Genomic DNA, 20080 nt, shown 5'->3' on the forward strand with positions numbered 1-20080 from the left:
GGCGGCGCGAGACCAGATCTCGACGCTCTCGCCGGCAGCGAAGGCTGAACCCGTCAGAGCCAGAATGCGGCGAGTCGCAGAGCGATCGCCGCGCCCTGCTCCTGCCCAGCCCGCGCGGCCGTCGGGCGCAGCGCCAGGTCCATCGCGTTGGCGCCGAACAGGTTCTCGGCGGACGTGGAGGGAACGATCGTCGCGACCCTGCTGCCGCCGGCGCGCAAGGTCTCAACCTGGGCGGCGAGGTGCAGGCCCCATGCAGCGGGTGTGCGAGATCGACCGCCCAAGGGTGACAGCACCAGCACCCGCGCGTACCCGGCGGCCACGTCGGCGTTATCGGCGTTGGACCGGTAACCCCCGTCGATGTAGGCGCGATCGCCGATGCCGTATGCGAAACCACTCGCGCAACTCGCAGCCACCGCATCTACCAGGTCCACCCCACTGTGCCGGCCGAACACGACCGATTCACCGGTCTGGGCGTCGACGGCAGTGAAAAGAACGCGCCGCTCGGGCCAGTCTGAGCGGGTAAGTCGGGACGCCACCGTCGCGCGCCACCGCGTCTGAGCAGACTCGCCTGCCATGCCAGCCAGATCGAGCGCGGCAGCGCCCAGTCGACGGCGCATGTCGGCCGCATCCGCGGAGGCGGCGATGATCCGGTTGGTACGCTCCAGGCGCTCGCCTACCGGCCGCATCGGCGCCCGGGCGGTGTCGGATGTTCCAGTTTCAGGTCGGTTCGGGGGCGGGGGCGGCGGCGCTGCCGAGAGGATGTCGTCGAGCAGGTGGGCGGGGCTCCGTCCGCCGATCTGGGCCGCGGCGGTTGCCCCGGCCGAGGTTCCGACGATCAGATCCGCCCGGGTCACATCCAGGCCGGCCTCGGCGAGGCCGGCGATCACGCCGAGCAACCAGGCGTTGCCTGTGGAACCGCCACCGCCCAGGACCAACGCGGTGCGGGTGAGCTGTTCTGGAGGCTGCTGACGGTGCATTGCGTGTCTTCGTCGGGCTCAGCGACGGAAGGTGACGTGCACGACACCGCTCTCCGCGACCTCGGAGGACACCTCGTAGCCGTCTTCGAGACCATGCAGGCCGTCCCAGAGGCGCGCGCCGACGCCGAGGACGATGGGCGTGATCCCGACATGCAGGCGGTCGACGAGGCCCGCGCGGAGGAAGTCCCGTACCACGCTCACTCCCCCGCCGATCCGGATGTCCCCGTCGCCGGCCAGGTCCCGCGCCTCCTCGAGCGCCTCCTGCGGGGTCACGCTGCGGAAGTCGAACCGGGTGCCGTTGGGGAACTCGATCGACGGACGGGGAGAGTGGGCGAGCACGATGACGGGACACGCGAACGGCGGTTCCTCGCCCCACCAACCGCGCCAGTCGGGGTTGTCCGGAAAGGTGTGCAGGCCGAACATCCCTGCACCCATGATCTCGGCGCTGATGCCCTCGAAGTAGGCCTGCGCATAGCGGTCGTCGACCCCGGTGGTTCCCTCGCCGGTGTCGTCGTGCAGCACCCGTTCCCGGAAGGTGCGGGTGGCCACATAGGGGGCGACCAGACGACCCCAGTCCTCGCCGAAGATGTTCTCCGGCGTCTGGTCGGCAGTCGCGCCGATGCCGTCGAGAGAGATGTTGAGGTCAGCGCGAACGACCATGAGTGCTCCTTGGTGGGCGGACGAGGGTAGTCCTATGATTCGCCGGGGTTCCGGCCACTGTCAACTGCCGTGCGGGGCGGCTGGCCGCTGCACGTCGACGGCTGGCCGACGCATCGAGGCCGTGACGCGCACGATCGGGCACACCCCGGTCCAGAACGGGCCGGGGTGTGCTCGGTCGAATCAGTAGGACGAATTCACAGTCACTTCGTCGATCGTCCACCATTGGGGTGCCACGCCGGTCTGGGTGATCCGGAGGTACCGCGCGGTGGTCGGGGTGATGGAGATGGGGCGCTTCCAGCCGTAGGCGATGCCGGTGGCAGCCGTCGTCCAGTTCGTTCCGTCGACGGAGGTTTGCAGATCGAACCCGCGCGGGTAGTCCCACGTCGATCCCGAGGGCGTCTGCACCGTGACCATCGCCACGGTCTTGTTCGAGCCCATGTCGATGCGATACCACTCACCGCCCGCCATCGCCTGCCCGCTGCTCCACGAGGAAGCGTTGACACCGTCGATGCCGCCTGCCGTGGATGTCCCGGTCGCCGTCGACGACGCCGTGGCGGTCCACCCGGAGTGGTTGATCGCCACGGGTGAATAGCTGGCGGATCCCGCCGCGTATTTCGACAGGGTCGCCACAAAACGTGTGTTCTGCGTGAAGTTGGCGGTGCTGAACTTACCCACCTTCGACACGAATGTGGCCGAGTCGTCACTGTTGATGATGGGCACCGGGTTGGGGTTGTTGTAGTACATCCCCCAGTACGCGAACCCGTCGTTGGCGGACCCCTTGACCTTGTAGGTCCACGCTGACCAGGAAACGGACTGCGCGTTCAGTCCGGCCATGAAGCGAGACCACACGTCGTCGTTGTAGTACAGGGAGTACTCCCCGTACAGGATAGGCACTCCCGGGTTCGAGAGCTTGGCCGGCAACCCGGCCAGTTCGTTGCTGACGAGTTGGTTCTGGGCCGTCCAGTCCTTCGAATTGGGCATGTCGTACGGGTGATACTCGTACACGACATTCGTCCAGCCGTACGTGGACGGGGACGCGATCGCGTTGAGCCCGAAGAACGCCCCCAGGAAGATCGTGTGATTCGAGTCGATGGCCCGAACGGCGTCGTACAACCGGTCGTAGTAGTCGCTCTTCTGCGCCACGTCGTCCGCGTCCTCGCCGTAGTCGATGAGGGGCTCGTTGATGAGGTCGTAGCCGGCCACTCCCGCATTGCCGTTGTAACGCGTGGCGATCGCCTTCCAGATGTCCTCGGTCCAGTTCTGGTAGGTAGCGCTGCCCCAGAACCCGTTCGGGTTCGGGCCGATGCGTCCACAACTGCCCCACGGGCATCCCCCGCCGGGCACCGTGTGGAGATCGATGAGCACGTACATGCCGCGAGCCGATGCCTGTTCGATGACCCAGTCGATTTTGGTCCACGGACTGGCCTTCCAGGTGCCATCGAGGTTGAGGAAGTTGTTCCACCCGATGGGCACGCGGATGAAGTTCATCCCGGTCGCGGCGATGTTGTCCAGGTCGCCAGGAGCCAGCCAAGCGTCCTGGTGCGCGTTTATGACAGTCTGCGCTCCGGCTGCGCCGAACCGCGACGTCAGCGAGTTGTTCAATGAGTAGTCGTCGTTGTACAGGCCGGCGGTCAGCTCGCCGATGGACCACCACTGCGCGGCTGTGCCGGTCTGCACGATGCGGAAGTACCGAGCGGCTTGCGCGACGAACGGGATGGTTGTGGCCTTACGCGTGCCTACGCCGGAGGCCACCGTCGACCACGTCGAACCGTTCTTGGACAGTTGCAGGTTGTACCCGCGCGGGTAGTCCTGCTCGTCGGACGAGTTCTTGTCCGTGTCCGTGGTGACGTTGTTCAGGGTGATGAGCGCGCCCATGTCGACACTCAGCGTCTGCCCGTTCGCCTGCGCCACGCCGGTCGTCCACCGAGTGCCGTTCGAGTTGTCGGCGACATTCCCCGGAGAGGCTCCGACAGACGATGTGATTGCCCAGCCGGCGCGGTCGAGATTGTTGCCGGAGGAGATGGCAACCTCGGCGATCGACCACCACTGAGCGGACGTGCCGTTCGAAGCGATCCGCAGGTATCGACCGCCCTTGGAACCTTGGAAGTCGGCCTGGATGACCCGGTTGGTGCCGTATCCGCTCGCCACGTGGGTGAATGCCACATTGTCGTAGGAGGTGTACACGTCCCAGATGCGGGGAAAATCGTTCGCGGTCGCGGCGCCGGAGTCGAACAGGACCTTGTCCATGTCGACGTTGCGGCCGAGATCGATCGTGTAGGTCTGGCCGGGGACTTGGGCAGCCCCGCTCTGCCAGACGGTGGCGACGTCCCCGTCGAGCGCGAGACCGGGGGTGGTGCCGGCCGCTGTGCCCGATGCCGTCGCGGTGTGCGTTGAATTGTTCAGCACCGGGTCGTTGAAGAGGTTGATCTCACCCACCGACCACAGGGCGCCGGCGGTCGCGGTCTGGGACACCCGAACGTACCGCGCCACCTGGGGGCTGAACTTCGCACTCGTCACGCCGTCGGCGCCGGGCTGGTTGCCGACGCTCTTCCACGCGGCGCCATCGCTGGATGTCTCGATGTTGATGTTGCGCGGGTACTGGCCCGCGTTGTTGGAGTTGTCCACGGACAGGCGGTTGAACAGCGTCGGGGCACCGAGGTCGACCCTGATCCACTCCGAGCCGGCCTGGTTGACGCTCGTGGTCCACCGGGTGGTCGACGAGCCGTCCAGGGCGGAGCCCGGGGTGCCCGCAGAGGCGGTGGCCGACCAGCCGGCGCGGTCCGCGGCGAATTCGCCCAGCGGCGACATCCAGTCTTCCTGGGTGAGCCACCCACCGACGTTCGTGCCGCGCAGATTGACCGTGGCGCCGGTACCCGAGCTCTTCTTGAGCACCGCGCCGCTCGCCTTCAAGAAATCGGAGGCACCGATCGCGGCCGCCTCCGCTTTCATCGGTGGGGTGGTGATCGTCGCCACCAACGCCGCTGCGACGAACGCCGCGACTATCATCCTCTTCTTCATGATCCTCCTTGATCACGGCCAACCGCTGTCGGGAGCCGGCTCACGCGGACGCTCGTCCACGGCGATAGCCTCCCAGAGGAAGAACACTTTGTCTACTGTTTAAAATAAGTAGTGCCAAAAGAATGCGGGCGCGCCGAAGAGCGCGACCCGCCAGCGACGACTATGCCGGGAGTTGGGTCGCGCGAGGCTGGTTCAACACCGCGTTCAGCGGCAGAATCGCGGCCCCGAGGGCCACAGTGTCGCCGCCGAATTTGCTCGCCGACAGGGTGAACTGGGAGCCGGGACGATCCAGTGCCTCGGCCCGGATCGCAGCCTCGATGCGCGGCGCGAGCGTCTCCATCAAGCGCAGACCCACCCATCCACCGATAATCACTCGATCGGGATTGGTGAGGTTGACCAGTCCGCCGAGCGAGGAACCGAGAATAGCGACGAGTTCGTCTACGACCGAAGCGGCAATCGGGTCGTCGGCATCCGCCGCAGCGAGCAGGTCTCCCACGGCCCGCCAGCCGCTTCCCTCGAACACTCCCCCGGCTTCGCGCCACGCCGCGAAGATCGAATCGGCACCCAGGTAGGCCTCAACGCACCCGTGTTTGCCACACCGGCAGAGACGTCCGCCGTGCGCAATCTTGACGTGCCCCCACTCCCCGGCACTGCTTCGGGACCCGTGGGCGAGCTGACCGTCGCTGACGATCCCCAGACCGACTCCCCGGCCCATCAGAACCACGAGCGCTTCGGCGACGCCGCGCGCCTCACCGTTCCACATCTCCGCCATGGCCTGGGTTTTTGCGCCGTTCTCGGCGAATATCGGGATATCGTGCGAGACCAGGTCGGTGACCGCGATCGCGGGCCAGCCCTGGCTCTGGGCATAAAGCATCTGCTCACCGGAAGGGCTGGTCTCCACGATCCCTGGCAGCCCGAGCCCCAGGCCGACCATCCTGTCCCAGGCGCCGGGATTGCGAGAGCGAAGCGCATCAAGCGCGTCGTCGAGATCCCGGCCGATGACCTGGATCGGCTCGCCGGAGCGTCCGCCGCGAAACTCCGTGTCGATGCGGTTCATCGACAGGTCGAAGAGCTCCATCGCCACACCGCGTTCACCGACATCCGCGCCCAGCAGGTACGCGCCTGCGGGATTCGGCTCGATGAGAGTCGTCGGCCGACCGCCGCTCGATGCCACCGTGCCTGCCTCCAGGACGAGGCCTTCCGCGATGAGCTCCGTGACCAGGTTCGTCACCGATGCGACAGACAGCCCGGACTCTCGGGCGAGCTCCGCCCGGGTCGTCGACCCGGCAAGGATGATGCTGCGCAGAGCCTGCGACCGGTTACGCTGTCGCACATCGCTCACCGTCGCGGGAGACGAACTCGTCGCGGGGGGTCGGCTGGTCATATGTCCTGAACCTATCAACTTGATCATTCCACTTCCAGTCGTGAGATCGTCGATGCGGCCGTCGCCACGACGCGGATTCCGCGTTCGGTCCGCTCCACGCGTGTGCCGCCTTCCGCTCCGAGCACCCGGACGGTTGCGGGGTCGACGTGGGTGAGTTCGAATTCGAGCCAATCACCCGGCTCCAAATTCACCACCAGTTGCTCCTCGAGCGCATAGGCCCGGCCGTCGGTCTGTTCGAACGGGTTGGCCGGATGCGGGCCCGACGACGCCCAGGCGAAGTTGACGGCGTCGCCCGCACGGATCCCGTCGATCGTGGCACTGGACGCGGACGAATAGGACTCGCCGGGACCCCGAACACCGAATCCCCACGCAGGAATGACGACAGGATGCTCACCGAGGAGGGCCGCGACGATGTCGGGATTCCACCGGGCCGTCTCCACCGACATATTGGCGAGCAACCCGTCGAAGATCAGCGCGGCATCGGCCACGACGAGCGACGGATCCGAGCCGGCCGCGACGACGCACGCCCACCCGTCCGGAGCGGTGATGGACACGGGCGAGGTGGCTGTTTCCAGCTTCTTCCACGGCCAGAAGTTCCAGCCGATGTTGTGCGATTCGTACATCCGGAAGGCCGTGTACAACCACTCGAGCGTGTTCTCACCCCCCTCCCCCATATAGATGGGCAGCCCGAGCCGGTCGCGCACCTCCAAGAACGGCGCAATGCTCGCGGTGTCGGGCGACGACCAGTACTTGTGGAACTGGAGGAGTGAATTCTGGTCCCAGACCTCGGTGAAAATGCTCCAGTTCGTCGCCCAGTGCACGCCCTCATAGACAATCAGGTGGCCGGGATCCTCTTCCCGGATGGCCGCGGTGATGTCTTTGTAGAGCTCCACGAGTTCCGCGGCGTACACGTCCTGCCATTCGTTGGGCAGCGGCTCGTTGAGCAGGTCATAGCCCAACACGACGGTCTCGTCGGCGTAGGTACGGGCAAGGTCTCGCCAGAGACGCACCGTGAGCGCGCGATAGGCCTCGTCCATGAACAACTCGGGTTTGTTATTCGGGGAGTCGTCGATGTTGGTGCCGGTTTGACCGCCCGGCGCGCCGTGCAGATCGAGCAATACCCACAGTTGGTGTTTCCGACACCATTCAATCAACCGGTCGATCATGGCATAGCCCTGTTCAAGCGGTGCACCGTCATCACCTTGGATGAGCCTCGAGTTGATCGGCAGACGCACGTGGTCGAACCCGCTCTCGGCGATCCTCTGAATGTCCGCCTCGGTGATGTACCCCGCATAGAACGAGTCCCAGAACCGACTTGCACCGTCCTCCCCCAACAGACGTTTGGTCAGCGCCTCGATCTCTCGGGGAGATTCGGCGCCTGGCCCGAACTTCCACATATATCCCTCGGGCAGCATCCAATTGCCGAGGCCGACGCCGCGCAGCAACAGCTCGTGACCCGAGCCGTCGTAGAGGCGGGCGTCTCTGGCGTGCACAAGGCCGTCGAACGATGCGGGGCGGCGGCAGAACTCGGTGGGATACGCGATGGGCGAAGCAGGGAACACGATGGGTGACTCCATGGGCTATTTCAATCCGGACAGGGCGAAACCCTGGATAACGAAGCGTTGGAAGATGACGAACACGATGAGTATCGGTACGACCATGACCGACGCGGCGGCCATCTGCAGCGACGGGTTGACCGCCAGCTGCTGGTTGAGGAGGGACAATCCCACCGACAGCGTGTACAGCTTCTGGTCACTCGCGATGATCAGCGGCCACAGGAAACTGTTCCAGCCGGCGATGAACGTGAGCACGATCTGAACGGCGAGGATCGGCTTCGACATGGGCAGCACGATCTGCCAGAACGTGCGCCACTCGGTCGCACCGTCGAGCCTCGCGGCCTCGAGCATCTCGGTGGGAATCGTCGACATGAATTGGCGGAAGAGAAAGATGCTGAATCCACCGACCAAGGTCGGAAGGGCTATGCCGATGAGGGTGTTGGTGAGTTTCATCTGGTTGAGGATCAGGTAGGTCGGGATCATCGTCACCTGGATCGGGACCATCATCGTCGCCAGCACGAGGAAGAACATCCAGCGTTTGCCACGGAACTCGAACTTCGCGAAAGCGTAACCTGCCATCGCCATCAGAAGCAGACCGATCATCCCGATCGCGACGACGGCGAGGGTGTTCACCAGATAGCGTCCGAAGTCCAGTTCCGTGAACAGCACCCGGTAGTACTCGAAGGTCGGCTCCTTCGGGAGCACCGACGGAGGGAAATCGGTGGACTCCCGCTGCGGCTTCACCGAGGCGGTCAGCATCCAGATGAACGGAAAGGCCGTGATGATGGCCCCGATGGCGAGCAGCACTCCGATGACAACGGTGAGCTGGCGTGACCTCCGTGCGGCGGCACGATCGGTCCGCCGCAGACGCAGACGGATTGCGCGGTTCCTAGTAGTCATCGTCGGCCTTTCGCGCGCGGAGCTGGAAAACTGTGATGATGGCGATGATGGCGAAGAGCACGATCGACCCGGCGCTGGCGTAACCGAACTGGTTCATCCGGAACCCCTCCTTATAGAGGAAGATCGACACGCTCGTCGTGGCGCCAAGCGGACCACCGTCGGTCAACACGAACGGCTCGTCGAAGAACTGCCCCCAAGAGATGATCGTGGTGACGGTCACGAAGAAGATGGCGAATCGCAGCAACGGCACGGTGATCGAGAAGGTCTTGCGCCATTCACCGGCCCCGTCGAGGGACGCGGCTTCCAGGTAATCCTTCGGCACGCCCTGGAGCGCCGCGAGGAAGATGATGATATTCAGGCCGGTGCCTCGCCACACTGCCACAAGAGCCACCGAGAACTTGGCGAGCACGGGATCGGACAGCCACTGCACCTGCTCGACGCCCGCGAGCGAGAGCAGGTAGTTCAGAAAGCCGAATTGAGTGTTGTAGAGGTAGCCCCAGATGAGCGAGATCGCGACGATCGCGGTGATAGCGGGAATGAAGTAGAACGAACGCAGCGCCCGGAAGAACGGGTGATCGCTTCGGTTGAGCAGTAGCGCAACGGTGAGAGACAGCACGACGACGGCGGGCACACCGACGAGGGCGAAGATGCCCGTGTTCGCGAGCGCTTGCCAGAAGTCGGCGTCGCCGAACAACGTGACGTAATTGGCGACGCCGACGAACTTGACGTTGCGGATGTTGGCGAACGCAGAGATATTCATGTTGGTGAAGCTGACGGCGAGAGCGACGAAAATCGGGAACACCCCGAACGTCACCAGCAAGAGCATCGCGGGCGAGACAAAAAGATACGGGGAGAGCCGGTTGCGCATGATCGCTCCTTTCACTGTGGGACTGGGCCTGGCGCGCGAGGGCCGCCCCGTCACCGAGACGGCCCTCTAGCGGCGCGTTAGTCGATCGTCAGGTCCGCAGTCTTGGCGAAGAAGCCGGCCAGCGTGTCGTCGCGGTCGGCGCCAGTGAGGGCGATCGCGTTGAGCGCGTTCAGCAGCTCGGTGCCGACGGCACTGTCCCAGTTCGACACGAGCGGCAGCACCTTCGACGACGCGAGTTGTTCGGTGTACACCGCCACGTTCGGGTCGCTGTTGAGGTCCGCGTCATCCAAGGCTGCGCTGACCGTGGGCAGTTCACCGCTGAGCGAGTACCACTCAAGCTGGGTCTCAGGCTGTGCCAGGTATTCCAGGAGCTCCAACGAAGCATCCTGCTGGTCGGTGTTCGCCCACACTCCGAGGTTCGAACCGGCGAACAGCGACGTCGACGAAGTCCCCGCCGGCAGCAGACTCGCCTGCCACTTCCCCGCGAGTTCCGGCGCGCCGTCCGTGATCGCCTTGCCCAGGTATGGGCCGCTCACGAGCATCGGCGCGACGCCGGAGATGAAACCCTGCGTCTGGTCGAAATCGCCGTTGGTCGGCACACTGCCGTCGGCATACAGCCCGGTGTAGATGTCGACCGCGTCTTGGAATTCGGGGGTATCGAAGTCGACATTGCCGTCGGAATCGATGACGTCGCCGCCGAGACTCCACGTCATCTCGACCGGCAGCGGGGCGTCCCACTGCGGGATGTAGTAGCCGTACTGACCGCTTCCCCGACTCGTCAGCGTCTTGGCGTCGGCGCGTAGTTCGTCCCAGGTCGCTGGAGGGGCGTCGATCCCATTCTCCGAGAGGATGTCGGTGCGGGTGAACAGAACGCGCGTGTCGCTGACCCACGGCACGCTGACGACCTGTCCGTTGACGGATGTCGCGTCTCCGCTCACTCCAGACGGAAAGTTCTCGGGAGCGAGCCCGGGATAGTCGGCGACAAGATCGTCCAGGGGCAGCAGGGCACCCGCGTCCGCGAAGCTCCGAAGCTTGGAGAGGCCGATCTGCAGCACATCCGGTCCGGCGCCCGAGGCAACCGAGGTCGTCAGCTTTTCGTCGATGCTGTCCCACGGGATGGCAACGACCTCGATCTCCTGCCCGCTCTCCTTGACGAAGGGGGCGACGAGGGATTCGAAGTTGGCGCCCGAGTCACCCATCACCCACACGGTCAGCGGTCCGTCCGCGGCGGTGGTGGGGCTGGGGTCGGAGGCGCAGCCGCCGAGGCTCAGCGCGAGTCCCGTGATGACCACGGGGGCAAGTGCCTTTGTCAGAATTCTCTTCATTGAGGTTTCCCTTTCTCGGTGCAAGTAGTGCGGTGATTGTGGAAGTGGCCGTCTGCGACGGTCGTCTTGATGCCAGCAGGTGGGCGGGACTTATTACAAGCTTTATAATAACGTGTGTGCAAACCGTGTCAAGCACATCGGGCAAGACAAGGCCGGGGGCGGCTCCGTACACTGATTCAACGGTCTCGGCTCGGCCGAGGCCGTGATTCGAACGGCGCCGTTCGAACTCGCGATGCCACGCGAGCGCACCCGGGGAGGACGACCATATGAGCCGCACGGACGACGCGCCCGCCGCATCCGAGTCTCAGACCGAGCCTCCACCCGGCGGGGCCCGTACCTTCGCGCAGGTACTGGTCAATACGGCTGTCGCCAACGTCACCACGAGTTTTCTCTGGTTCGCGCTCACCTTCTGGGTGTACCTGGAGACCCGCTCGGTGCTCGCCACGGGCATCATCGGCGGCGCGTACATGCTGCTCGTCGCCGTGTTCTCCATGGCGTTCGGCACCATCGTGGATCGGCACCGCAAACATCTCGTGATGGTGTTCGCCGGCGTAGTCACCCTGATCGCGTTCAGCATCGGCGGCGGGCTGTACCTGGTGTTCCCGGAGGCCACCCTGCTCGACCTCGGTGGTCCCTGGTTCTGGCTGTTCAGCGGCATCATCCTCTTCGGCGCGGTGATCGAGAACATGCGCAATATCGCCCTGTCCACGGTCGTCACCCTGCTGATCCCCACCGAACGCCATGCCAACGCGAACGGCCTCGTCGGCACGGTGCAGGGGCTCGCGTTCATGGTCACGAGCGTCTTCAGCGGGCTCGCGATCGGGCTGCTCGGCATGGGGTGGACGCTGCTCATCGCGATCAGCCTGTCGGCGGCGGCCCTGCTACACCTGCTGTTTCTCCGCATCCCCGAGGCTCAACCGCAGCAGGATGGCGAGCGACGTCCGCTCATCGACCTGCGCGGCAGCATCACGGCCGTGCGCGCGGCCACCGGGCTGTTCGCGCTCATCATCTTCTCCACTTTCAACAACTTCATCGGCGGCGTCTACATGGCGTTGATGGATCCGTACGGCCTCGAGCTCTTCCCCGTGGAGGTGTGGGGCATCGTGCTCGGGGTCACCTCGACCGGGTTCATTGTCGGTGGGCTGCTGATCGCGAAATTCGGGCTCGGCCGCAACCCGATCCGCACGATGCTGTTGCTCGTGATCGTGATGGGTGTGCTCGGCGCGCTGTTCACGATCCGGGACTGGTGGTGGCTCTACGCGGCCGGTATCTGGCTCTACATGACCCTCATCCCCGCCGTCGAGGCGGCCGAGCAGACGGTCATCCAGAAGGTGGTGCCGTTCCGGGAGCAGGGCCGCGTGTTCGGGTTCGCGGCTGCGTTCGAGTCGGCCGCGGCACCCGTCACCGCGTTTCTCATCGCGCCGATCGCGGAGTTCATCATCATCCCGTTCATGAACTCGGATGCCGGCCGCGCCGACTTCGGCGCTCTCCTGGGCGATGGCCAGGCGCGCGGTATCGCGCTGGTTTTCCTCATCTCCGGGCTCGTCATGGTGCTCGCGGCCATCGCCGCGTTCTTCACGAAGTCGTACCGCCGAATCTCGGCGCAGTACCTCGACCAGGCCGACTCGGTTCCGATTGAGGGCCCGCCGGATTCGACGGCGGAGGCGCAGCTGCGGCACTGACCGCGTTCCGTCGGCCGGGCAGCGGCGAAGGGAACTCTCGGCCCGGCCCTTCCGGCGCCTAAATACACCGATCAGCGACCTAACTGGAGCCGTAGGTGGCCCATGCTCACCGCTAGAGTCGTCTTGCAGCGCTGCCGCCTGCGTTTCACTGATGGAGGTGAAGGGCCATTTCCCGTTCCGGGTCGCTGCGAGCGTGGCTCATCGTCCTCCTCATTCGGCGGTGGAGAGCCCAGTCCAAACTCTTCGCCCTCGTGCTTGCCGTTTCCGTGATCGCCGGAACCGTCCTCACAGGCTCGCTCCTGCTGGTGCGGTCGGCAGAGGAAGCCGGCGTGCGCGCCAGCCTCGCGTCGATGACCGCGGATCGGGTTGCCGTCACCGTCCGCGTCCTCAACCCCGGAACCCCGGTCACCGGTACCCGGGCCGACATCGACCGGGCGACCGAGCAGGCCTACGGAGCAGGCGTGGATTGGTCGAGCAGTGGGTGGGTGACGAGCGAGTGGGTGACGACTGCCGAGGGCGTCTACGCCTCTCTCGCGGAGCTCGACGACCCGGCCGCCGCGGCCACCCTCGTCGCCGGCGATTGGCCTACCTCTCCGGAGGGCGTGGCCATGCCACAGACCGCGGCCAGCTCCCTCGGGCTCACCATCGGTGACACCTTCAGCGCCGCTGTGGGAGAGCGCCCCATCGCGTTTCGCGTCGACGGGCTCTACCAGGCAGATCCCGACTCAGGCGTGTTCTGGGAGAACGACCCGCTCGCCGCTTCGGGCAACGACCTCAATTTCCCGGAGCCGGACCGGTATATCTTCAACCCGGTTCACGGAATCGGACCGCTGCTGGTGGCCCGGGGCGGCGTGGATGCGTCCGGCATCCGCCCCGCTCAGCTGGAGGTCGTTGAGAACCCGACCTTCACCGCGATCGACGCGGCCGGGCTAGGGCTGCTGCAGGACCGGATCGACGACGCCGAGACGGGCATCGCACGGGGTATCTCCTTTCCCGACGGGACACTCATCATCGACACGGAGATCGCAACGGCACTGGCCGATGTGACCGCGGGACTCAGCGCGACCAGGGAGGTGGCCTTGATCATCGCGCTCATCCTGCTTGTCGTCGCCGCCGCGGCGGCCTCCGCGGTCACGCGCCTGCTCATCGTCTCCCGGGCGGGTGAACTCGAACTCCTCACTGCCCGCGGGGCGTCCAGGCGACAGATCGCGAGCGCTGTCGCACTCGACGCTGCCGTGGTCGCCGTGATCATCGCCGCGGTCAGCCCGTGGGGCGGGGTCCTGCTGCACGCGACCGTGGTGCGAGTCCCGCCGCTGGCCGCTGTGGGACTTGAGCCGTGGGTCGCCCCGGATGCGTGGAGCTGGCTCGTCGCCGCCGTGGTCGCCGTCACCGTGGCGGGTCTGCTGTGCCTTCCGGCGTCGATGCCTCATCGGCTGCGACGCAGCCTGCCGACCGGAACGGTGGCCGTCGCGGCCGGCTCCACCGTCATCGTCCTGTCCGGCCTACTGGTCTGGCGGGCAACAGCGGCAGCACCTCCGCCGGGCGATATTCTCCTCGCCGCGACCCCGGCCGTACTGCTCATCGCGACTGCCCTGATCGGAAGCCGCCTGGCCTCCACGGCGGCGCACCCGGTCGCCGCCCTGGCCGGGCGCAGCCGCGGCGCCGTGGCACCGTTGGTCGGGTGGTTCGCCTCCCGCGCACCAGGTCGTTCCGCAGGCATCACGCTCATCGCGCTCGCTGTTGGCGCGTCCGTCGTGGTCCTCGGCACGGCAGCGACCTGGCAGCAGGCGGTGCGTGACACCAGCGCCGTGGCGGTCGGTGCGCCCACCCGGATCGCTCCGGGCCCAGGCACCTCGACAGACAAGGGTGCGGCACCGGTCATCCGGCGGGACACCCTGCTCAGCAAGTTCTATGCCGATGCGCCGGGTGATTCGCCGGCAGTGGCGGTCCAGGTGCTCGGTCCCGACGCCCGGGCGCGTTCTCTGCTGGATCGCGGTCCGGTTGCTGCAGCCGGAGGGTCCGCGGTCGTTACCGAGCTGGGCCGCACCGACCCGGAGGACTCCGGGCCCGCACTAGAGCCCGGCACCGCCGGGGTGCGGGCCGAGGTCACGTTCTCCGCGCCGGAGAGCGTCGAGGCCGAGGTCTCGATGGTCCTGGCCGACCGGATCGGAGTGTTGACCGTGGTACCGCTCGGCACCGTGAGCGCCGGCATCACCACTGTCGCCTCCACCGACGGGTTCCCCCCGACCGGCGACGGCGCCACTCGCCTGGTGGCGATCACCATGCAGGTGCGCGACGCGGCGGAGCTCCCCGATCCGGTGTCTGTTGAGCTGTCGATGACCGGATGGACGGCCGTTCACCAGGACGGAACACTCGGGGAGCCGGTGCCGGTGACCGACGCCGGCCAGTGGCAGGGTTCGGCCGATGGCGAACTCACGGATCCACCGGTCGTGTCGGTGTCCGATTCCACGATTCGGCTCTCGGCCGCGGCACAGTTGGGCACCGCGCCCATCACCTTCGGGGCCGTCGGGTGGAACCCGCGGGCATCCGTCGCCGCCGTGATACCGGATGCGTTGGCCGACGACCTCGACGTGCTTGACGGCGCCAGGCTCACCGGCTTTTTCAGTGGCGCTACCGTGAATTTCACCGTTGTCGGCAGCGCGGCCACAATGCCCGGAGCAGCGACGGTCGGCGACCTCCGGGCGCTCGAAGCCGGACTGCCATCGCTCGCCCGGAGCACAACAACAATCGTCGTGGACGGCCGCGCCCTCGCCCACCACCTCGTGCAGGGTTCCGCGGCAGGCTCCTTGGTTGACGAGTTCTGGCTGGACGAGGCCGAAGCCGGCGTCTCGGCTCCGGTAGACGCGTCGGTCACCACCTCCGCGGGTGTCGCGCAGAGGATGCTCGAGGCACCCCTGCGTGCCGAGATCCTCGCCGCAACTCTCGTCACGGCGGCGACGAGTGTTCTGCTGGCTCTCGCGGGATTCGGTGCGCGAGCCGCGGCGGTCAGCCGGTCGAGGCGACTGGAGGCAGCCCAACTGCGAGCGGTCGGTCTCTCCCGTCGCGGGATGGTCGGAGTCTCCGCGATCGACAATCTCACAATCGCCGCGGCGGGCATTCTCGTCGGTCTCGCGGGAGGCCTGGCGACTCTGGCGCTCGTCGGCCCTCGTATCGCGTCCGGCGGTGGAGCGACGGCCGCCTCACTCGTCGTTCCCTGGCTCGCGGTGACGCTGCTGCCCCTCGGGCTGTTGGGTGCTTTGGCTGTCATCTCCCTCGGCATCGCCGTGGGGCAGCGGCGGCTGCCCCTCGCCGACCTGTTGCGCACCGGAGCCGACGGATGACCCGGCAACGCGTCCGCTCCGCCGCCGGAACCGGCGGCGACCGGGTCAGACGTGAGATCGGCGCGGTCGGGGCGTCGGCCCTGCTTGTTCTCCGGCGGGTCCGCACCGACCTGGTCGCTGTCGCGGGAATCGCCGGCCTTATCGCCATCACCGCTGTGTTGGCCATGGCGGTCCCGTCACACATCGACACGACACTCGATCGCGCCGCCCGGGAGGCGGTCGCGGCCGCTGGAGCAGACGCGGACCTGCGGCTGCTCGCCACGACCGGAAACGCGGCGGGAGACAATCCGACCACCGCGGAGCGATTGCTCGAATTCTCGACCGAGGTTCCCGACCTGTTGCCGACGACGCTCTCCGAGGTGGTGTCGCAGCTGAGCGTCGGCATCCTCGGTCCCGAAGTGGCCGGGCAGAGCATGGTCGGCACCGCGCGAGTGCGGATCGGTGTTCTCGATCCGGCCGCCACATCTCAGGTCCAGGTGGTCAGCGGCGAACTGCCGCCAGCGGGCACCGACCCCATCCAGACCGTGGATCGCTTGCCGGTCGTCATATCGTCGGCTGCGGCCGACGCGACGGCGTTCGCCGTCGGCGACAGCTTCACCGTCGGCGAGGCATCGTCAGACGAGGACATCCTGCTCACGGTCGTCGCGGTGGTCGATACGGCCGACCCCTCGGCCCAGGCGTGGACCGACCTGCCCGGGCTCTTCGACCCGCAGGCGTTGACCTCCCAGGGGGTGCACACAGGCGAGAGGTTCACCGTTCTCACCGATGCCGCAGGGTTCGACCGGGTCTCGGCGCGTTTCCCCGAAACCGCGGTCGGCACCTTGCGGACGTCGTTCGATGCCTCCCGATTCGATCTTCAACGTTTCGAACGCGTACGAGAGAGCATCGACGCTCTTGAGACGTCGTCGGCGAGCCTCACCGAAGGCTCCCCGGTCAGCGTTGCGGTGTCTAGTGACTATGAGCGGGCGTTGGAGTCGTTCCCGGCAGCCGCCGCGGCCGCGCGGGCCCAACTATCGACGCTCGCGGCGGGCCTGCTCGGTGTGGCGGTTCTGGTCACGGTTCTCGCCAGCACCGCTGTGACGCGCCGCCGGCAGTTCGAGATTGCACTCCTGCGCTCGCGCGGAGCGTCGCTCTCGCTCATCGTGAGTCACGCGGCGGCCGAGTCCATCGCGGTGACGCTGCTCGGCACGGGCCTCGGTGTCGCGGTGGCTGCCATGCTCGGCTTTCACGCCGGCTCCCCGCTGCTGCTGGCTGTCGCCGCCGGCATCTTCGCAGTCACCCCGGTGGCGGGCGCTTGGAGCGACGCTCTCGGCGCACCGTCGGCCCGACGCGCCGGCGCTCTTCGTGTAGCCGGCGTATCGGCGCTGCTCGCCACCGCGGTCACCGCAGTGGTGGCGCTGCGCTCGGGCGCCGGCGGGCTCGGCGGCGACATCGACCCGCTGTCCCTTGCCGCTCCGGTGCTCTGCGCCGGGGTCGTGGCGCTGGCCCTGGCGCCGCTGCCCACGCTGGTGCTGCGGTTCACCTCGGCCCTCACCGCTCGCACGCGCGGACCCGCCACGCTCCTCGCCGGCGCGAGCGCACGGGATGGTCGCGCACTCGTGACGCTCGTCGCCCTGACGCTCGCCGTGAGCGTCGCGGTGACATCGCTCGTGCTCCTGCACACCGTGGCCTCCGGTCAGGAGTCAGCGTCGTGGCGGTCGGTCGGCGCAGACGTTCGCGTCGAGGGGGCGCCGGATCCGGCCGCGCTCGTACGTGAGTTCACCGACGCCGGCGCAACGGCAGCGGCCGTCACCTACCGCCAAGGTGTGCAGTTGAAGGGCCGCACGGCAACAACCAGCGCGACCCTGCTCGCCGTCGACGACGACTATGCCGCCCTGCTCTCCGCGCTGCCCGGTACCCAGCCGAGCACGGACGCCCTGTCGGTGCGGCAGCTGCTGGGCGCGGCCGGCGGCGGGATCCAGGACCCGCTGCCCGTTCTCGCCGACCGGCGTCTGGCCGCTCTGGCCGGCGATGACGGTGCGACTTTCGACATCAACGGCGTTCTCGTGCCGGTGACCGTGATCGGCGCGTTCACCGCGACCGAGCCGACGGCAGTGGTCGACCGAACACGTCTCGACGCGTACCTCGCCGCGAATGTCGACCCCTCGGCGCCCGCCGGGACTTCCACCCAGCCGGTGCCACCGGAAACTGTGCTGGCAATCGGCAGCGGTGCCAGGCCGGCGGCGGGATCGGTCGATGAGGCGGATGAGGTCGTTCTGCGCAGCGACGTGGTCGCCCAGCTCCGCGGCGGCGTGCTCGTCGCCGGCGTCGCCTCGGCCACCACCCTGTCACTCCTCGGCACCGTGCTGCTGGCGCTGCTCGCCCTCCTCACCACCACGGTCATCGGCGTGCGGCGCCGAGGCCGGGTCCTCGCCCTGCTCGGCGCGCTCGGCGTGCCCAAACGCGCGGGCATCGCTCTCGCCATCGGCGAGCTCGCACCGCTCGTGGTGAGCGGTGTGGTGGGCGGATGCCTCGCGTCCGCCGTGGTGCTGACCCTGGCGGGCGGCGCCTTCGGCTCTGACCTCCTGGCCGGCGGTGACGCTCCCCTGACGGTTGCAGCATGGCTGCCGCTCGCGGTGGCGGGGGCCGCGACGGTAGCCCTCGGACTGGCCGTGGCCATCGATACACCACTCTCGCGCCGGGTCAGAACGGCCGACATCCTGCGAACAGGGGAAGACACATGACGCTCACCAGCGCACTCTCTCACGGCAAAGCAGTCGAGTACGGGGCGGGAGCACTCATCGCCTGCGACTCCGTGGTGCGGGTCTTCCGTGGCGGCGGCGTCGAAGTGCAGGCTCTGCAAGGCCTGGACCTTCTCGTGCAGGAGGGTGACATGCTCGCCATCGTCGGCGCGTCAGGGTCGGGCAAATCCACGCTGCTCGGCATCCTGTCCGGGCTCGACGTGCCGACGGCCGGGAGCGCTCGCGTAGCGGGACACGATCTCACCACAATGCGAGGTGAGGAGCTCGTGCGATACCGCCGCTCGACAGTGGGATTCGTGCGGCAGCAGTCGTCACGCAACCTGCTGCCCAACCTCACCGCCAGGGAGAACGTCGCTCTTCCCCTGGCGCTGGCCGGCGCGGGGAAGCGCGAACGCGCGGGGAAAGCCGCCGAACTGCTGGGCGCCATGGGCCTGGCGGACCGAGCCGAACGACGACCGGCGCAGCTGTCCGGGGGCGAGCAGCAGCGCGTGTCGATCGCCGTCGCGCTGGCCGGCTCTCCTCAGGTGCTGCTCGCGGACGAGCCCACCGGCCAGCTCGACGCCCGCACCGGCGACGAGGTCTTCGCTGCCCTCCGCGCCGTCAACGAGGCTTTCGGCTGCACGGTGGTGATCGTCACCCACGACGCCACCGTGGCCGGCCAGGTGAGGCGGGCCGTGGCCATCCGCGACGGCCGGATCTCCTCCGAAACACTGCGGCGAGACGAGCTGGATGCGGAGGGAGTCGCGACCTCGTCGGAGGAAGAGTTCGCGGTGCTCGATCGTGTCGGCCGGTTGCAGATACCGAACGAGTTCCGGCATGCCCTGAGCCTCAACGACCGGGTGCGGCTCACGCTCGAGAGCGACCATGTCGGGGTGTGGCCCCAACACAGTGCCGCCACGGATGCGGAGGAGGGCCGGTGAACGACGTGCTCGTGGTCGAGAACCTCACCCGCACTTTCCGCACGTCGGCCGGGGACGTGACCGCCCTCCGGGACGTGTCCTTCCGCGTCCCACGTGGACAGATTGTCGCGCTGTCGGGTCGGTCCGGATCGGGGAAGACGACCCTGCTGAACTGTGTCAGCGGTCTCGATGTGCCCACTTCCGGCTCCGTGCTTCTCGACGGGCAACCGGTGACCGGGCTCGGCGAGGCGGCCCGCACAGCGATGCGCCGTGACTCGATGGCGTTCGTCTTCCAGACCTTCGGCCTACTCCCCCACCTGTCGATCGCGGAGAACGTGGGGCTGCCGCTGCGGCTGCGGCGCGAGGACCCCGATCGTCGGGAAGAGCGGGTGGCTCATCTGCTCGATCTGGTGGGGCTGGGCGGCCGGGGCCGGTCCAGGCCCGATCAGCTCTCCGGCGGACAGCAACAGCGTGTGGCCATCGCCCGGGCACTGGCCAATTCGCCGCGGCTGCTGATCGCCGATGAACCCACCGGTCAACTCGATGCGCAGACCGGAGTCGCGATCATGGATCTCATTCGGGCCGTGGTGCACGCCGAGTCGGCCACGGCGCTCATCGCCACCCACGACCAGGCCGTGCAGGGCGCGGCTGACCGCATCCTGCACATCACGGACGGCGCGCTCAGCCGCGTCGGCCGCCACACGGCGTAGCCCACTCCGTAGCGAGGCA

The 20080-nt window shown here is 67.3% G+C and carries 13 protein-coding genes; 5 read left to right on the forward strand and 8 right to left on the reverse strand.

Annotated elements, in window-relative coordinates:
• Positions 1–53 precede the first annotated feature (53 nt).
• The 8 genes from DOE79_RS03785 to DOE79_RS03820 form a co-directional block, all read right to left on the reverse strand.
• A complete protein-coding gene (locus tag DOE79_RS03785; protein WP_120337352.1) occupies positions 54–977 on the reverse strand; it encodes a patatin-like phospholipase family protein in 924 nt (307 codons plus the stop codon).
• A gap of 18 nt (positions 978–995) precedes the next feature.
• A complete protein-coding gene (locus DOE79_RS03790) occupies positions 996–1637 on the reverse strand; it encodes a dihydrofolate reductase family protein (RefSeq protein ID WP_120337353.1) in 642 nt (213 codons plus the stop codon).
• Positions 1638–1817: 180 nt separating this feature from the next.
• On the reverse strand, positions 1818–4655 hold the full coding sequence (locus DOE79_RS03795; protein ID WP_220094275.1) for a discoidin domain-containing protein: 2838 nt from the start codon (positions 4653–4655) through the stop codon (positions 1818–1820).
• A 160-nt stretch (positions 4656–4815) separates the two neighbouring features.
• Positions 4816–5997, reverse strand: coding sequence for an ROK family transcriptional regulator (locus tag DOE79_RS03800; RefSeq protein ID WP_245977101.1), 1182 nt, complete (start codon positions 5995–5997; stop codon positions 4816–4818).
• Between the two features lie 65 nt (positions 5998–6062).
• Complete coding sequence (locus tag DOE79_RS03805; RefSeq protein WP_120337355.1) at positions 6063–7616, reverse strand: glycoside hydrolase family 5 protein; 1554 nt, start codon at positions 7614–7616, stop codon at positions 6063–6065.
• 3 nt (positions 7617–7619) lie between these two features.
• Complete coding sequence (locus tag DOE79_RS03810) at positions 7620–8495, reverse strand: carbohydrate ABC transporter permease (RefSeq protein ID WP_120337356.1); 876 nt, start codon at positions 8493–8495, stop codon at positions 7620–7622.
• Positions 8485–9363: a carbohydrate ABC transporter permease gene (locus DOE79_RS03815; RefSeq protein ID WP_120337357.1), complete on the reverse strand. Its 879-nt coding sequence runs from the start codon at positions 9361–9363 to the stop codon at positions 8485–8487. Before DOE79_RS03815 ends, DOE79_RS03810 begins: the two co-directional genes overlap by 11 nt.
• Positions 9364–9440: 77 nt before the next feature.
• Positions 9441–10688 carry an extracellular solute-binding protein gene (locus tag DOE79_RS03820; protein ID WP_120337358.1) on the reverse strand — a complete coding sequence of 416 codons (1248 nt, stop codon included), beginning with the start codon at positions 10686–10688 and terminating at the stop codon, positions 9441–9443.
• Between the two features lie 266 nt (positions 10689–10954).
• On the opposite strand from DOE79_RS03820, the gene DOE79_RS03825 reads away from it, so the two are divergent.
• The 5 genes from DOE79_RS03825 to DOE79_RS03845 all read left to right on the forward strand — a co-directional run bounded on the left by DOE79_RS03825 (position 10955) and on the right by DOE79_RS03845 (position 20061).
• Positions 10955–12370 (forward strand): MFS transporter, encoded by a 1416-nt coding sequence (locus DOE79_RS03825; RefSeq protein ID WP_120337359.1) that lies wholly within the window; start codon positions 10955–10957, stop codon positions 12368–12370.
• A 251-nt stretch (positions 12371–12621) separates the two neighbouring features.
• Complete coding sequence (locus tag DOE79_RS03830; protein ID WP_120337360.1) at positions 12622–15711, forward strand: FtsX-like permease family protein; 3090 nt, start codon at positions 12622–12624, stop codon at positions 15709–15711.
• Positions 15708–18434 carry an FtsX-like permease family protein gene (locus DOE79_RS03835; protein WP_120337361.1) on the forward strand — a complete coding sequence of 909 codons (2727 nt, stop codon included), beginning with the start codon at positions 15708–15710 and terminating at the stop codon, positions 18432–18434. Before DOE79_RS03830 ends, DOE79_RS03835 begins: the two co-directional genes overlap by 4 nt.
• Positions 18431–19372 (forward strand): ABC transporter ATP-binding protein, encoded by a 942-nt coding sequence (locus DOE79_RS03840; RefSeq protein WP_120337362.1) that lies wholly within the window; start codon positions 18431–18433, stop codon positions 19370–19372. Before DOE79_RS03835 ends, DOE79_RS03840 begins: the two co-directional genes overlap by 4 nt.
• A complete protein-coding gene (locus tag DOE79_RS03845; protein ID WP_220094276.1) occupies positions 19369–20061 on the forward strand; it encodes an ABC transporter ATP-binding protein in 693 nt (230 codons plus the stop codon). The genes DOE79_RS03840 and DOE79_RS03845 overlap by 4 nt, the downstream gene beginning before the upstream one ends.
• The last annotated feature ends 19 nt before the right edge of the window (positions 20062–20080 follow it).

The organism is Cryobacterium soli (genome assembly GCF_003611035.1).
Classification (GTDB): Bacteria; Actinomycetota; Actinomycetes; order Actinomycetales; family Microbacteriaceae; genus Cryobacterium; species Cryobacterium soli.

Coding starts and splice junctions, on each gene's coding strand:
- DOE79_RS03785 (WP_120337352.1), bottom strand. CDS start 977: ATGCACCGTCAGCAGCCTCCAGAACAGCTCACCCGCACCGCGTTGGTC.
- DOE79_RS03790 (WP_120337353.1), bottom strand. CDS start 1,637: ATGGTCGTTCGCGCTGACCTCAACATCTCTCTCGACGGCATCGGCGCG.
- DOE79_RS03795 (WP_220094275.1), bottom strand. CDS start 4,655: ATGAAGAAGAGGATGATAGTCGCGGCGTTCGTCGCAGCGGCGTTGGTG.
- DOE79_RS03805 (WP_120337355.1), bottom strand. CDS start 7,616: ATGGAGTCACCCATCGTGTTCCCTGCTTCGCCCATCGCGTATCCCACC.
- DOE79_RS03810 (WP_120337356.1), bottom strand. CDS start 8,495: ATGACTACTAGGAACCGCGCAATCCGTCTGCGTCTGCGGCGGACCGAT.
- DOE79_RS03815 (WP_120337357.1), bottom strand. CDS start 9,363: ATGCGCAACCGGCTCTCCCCGTATCTTTTTGTCTCGCCCGCGATGCTC.
- DOE79_RS03820 (WP_120337358.1), bottom strand. CDS start 10,688: ATGAAGAGAATTCTGACAAAGGCACTTGCCCCCGTGGTCATCACGGGA.
- DOE79_RS03825 (WP_120337359.1), top strand. CDS start 10,955: ATGAGCCGCACGGACGACGCGCCCGCCGCATCCGAGTCTCAGACCGAG.
- DOE79_RS03835 (WP_120337361.1), top strand. CDS start 15,708: ATGACCCGGCAACGCGTCCGCTCCGCCGCCGGAACCGGCGGCGACCGG.
- DOE79_RS03840 (WP_120337362.1), top strand. CDS start 18,431: ATGACGCTCACCAGCGCACTCTCTCACGGCAAAGCAGTCGAGTACGGG.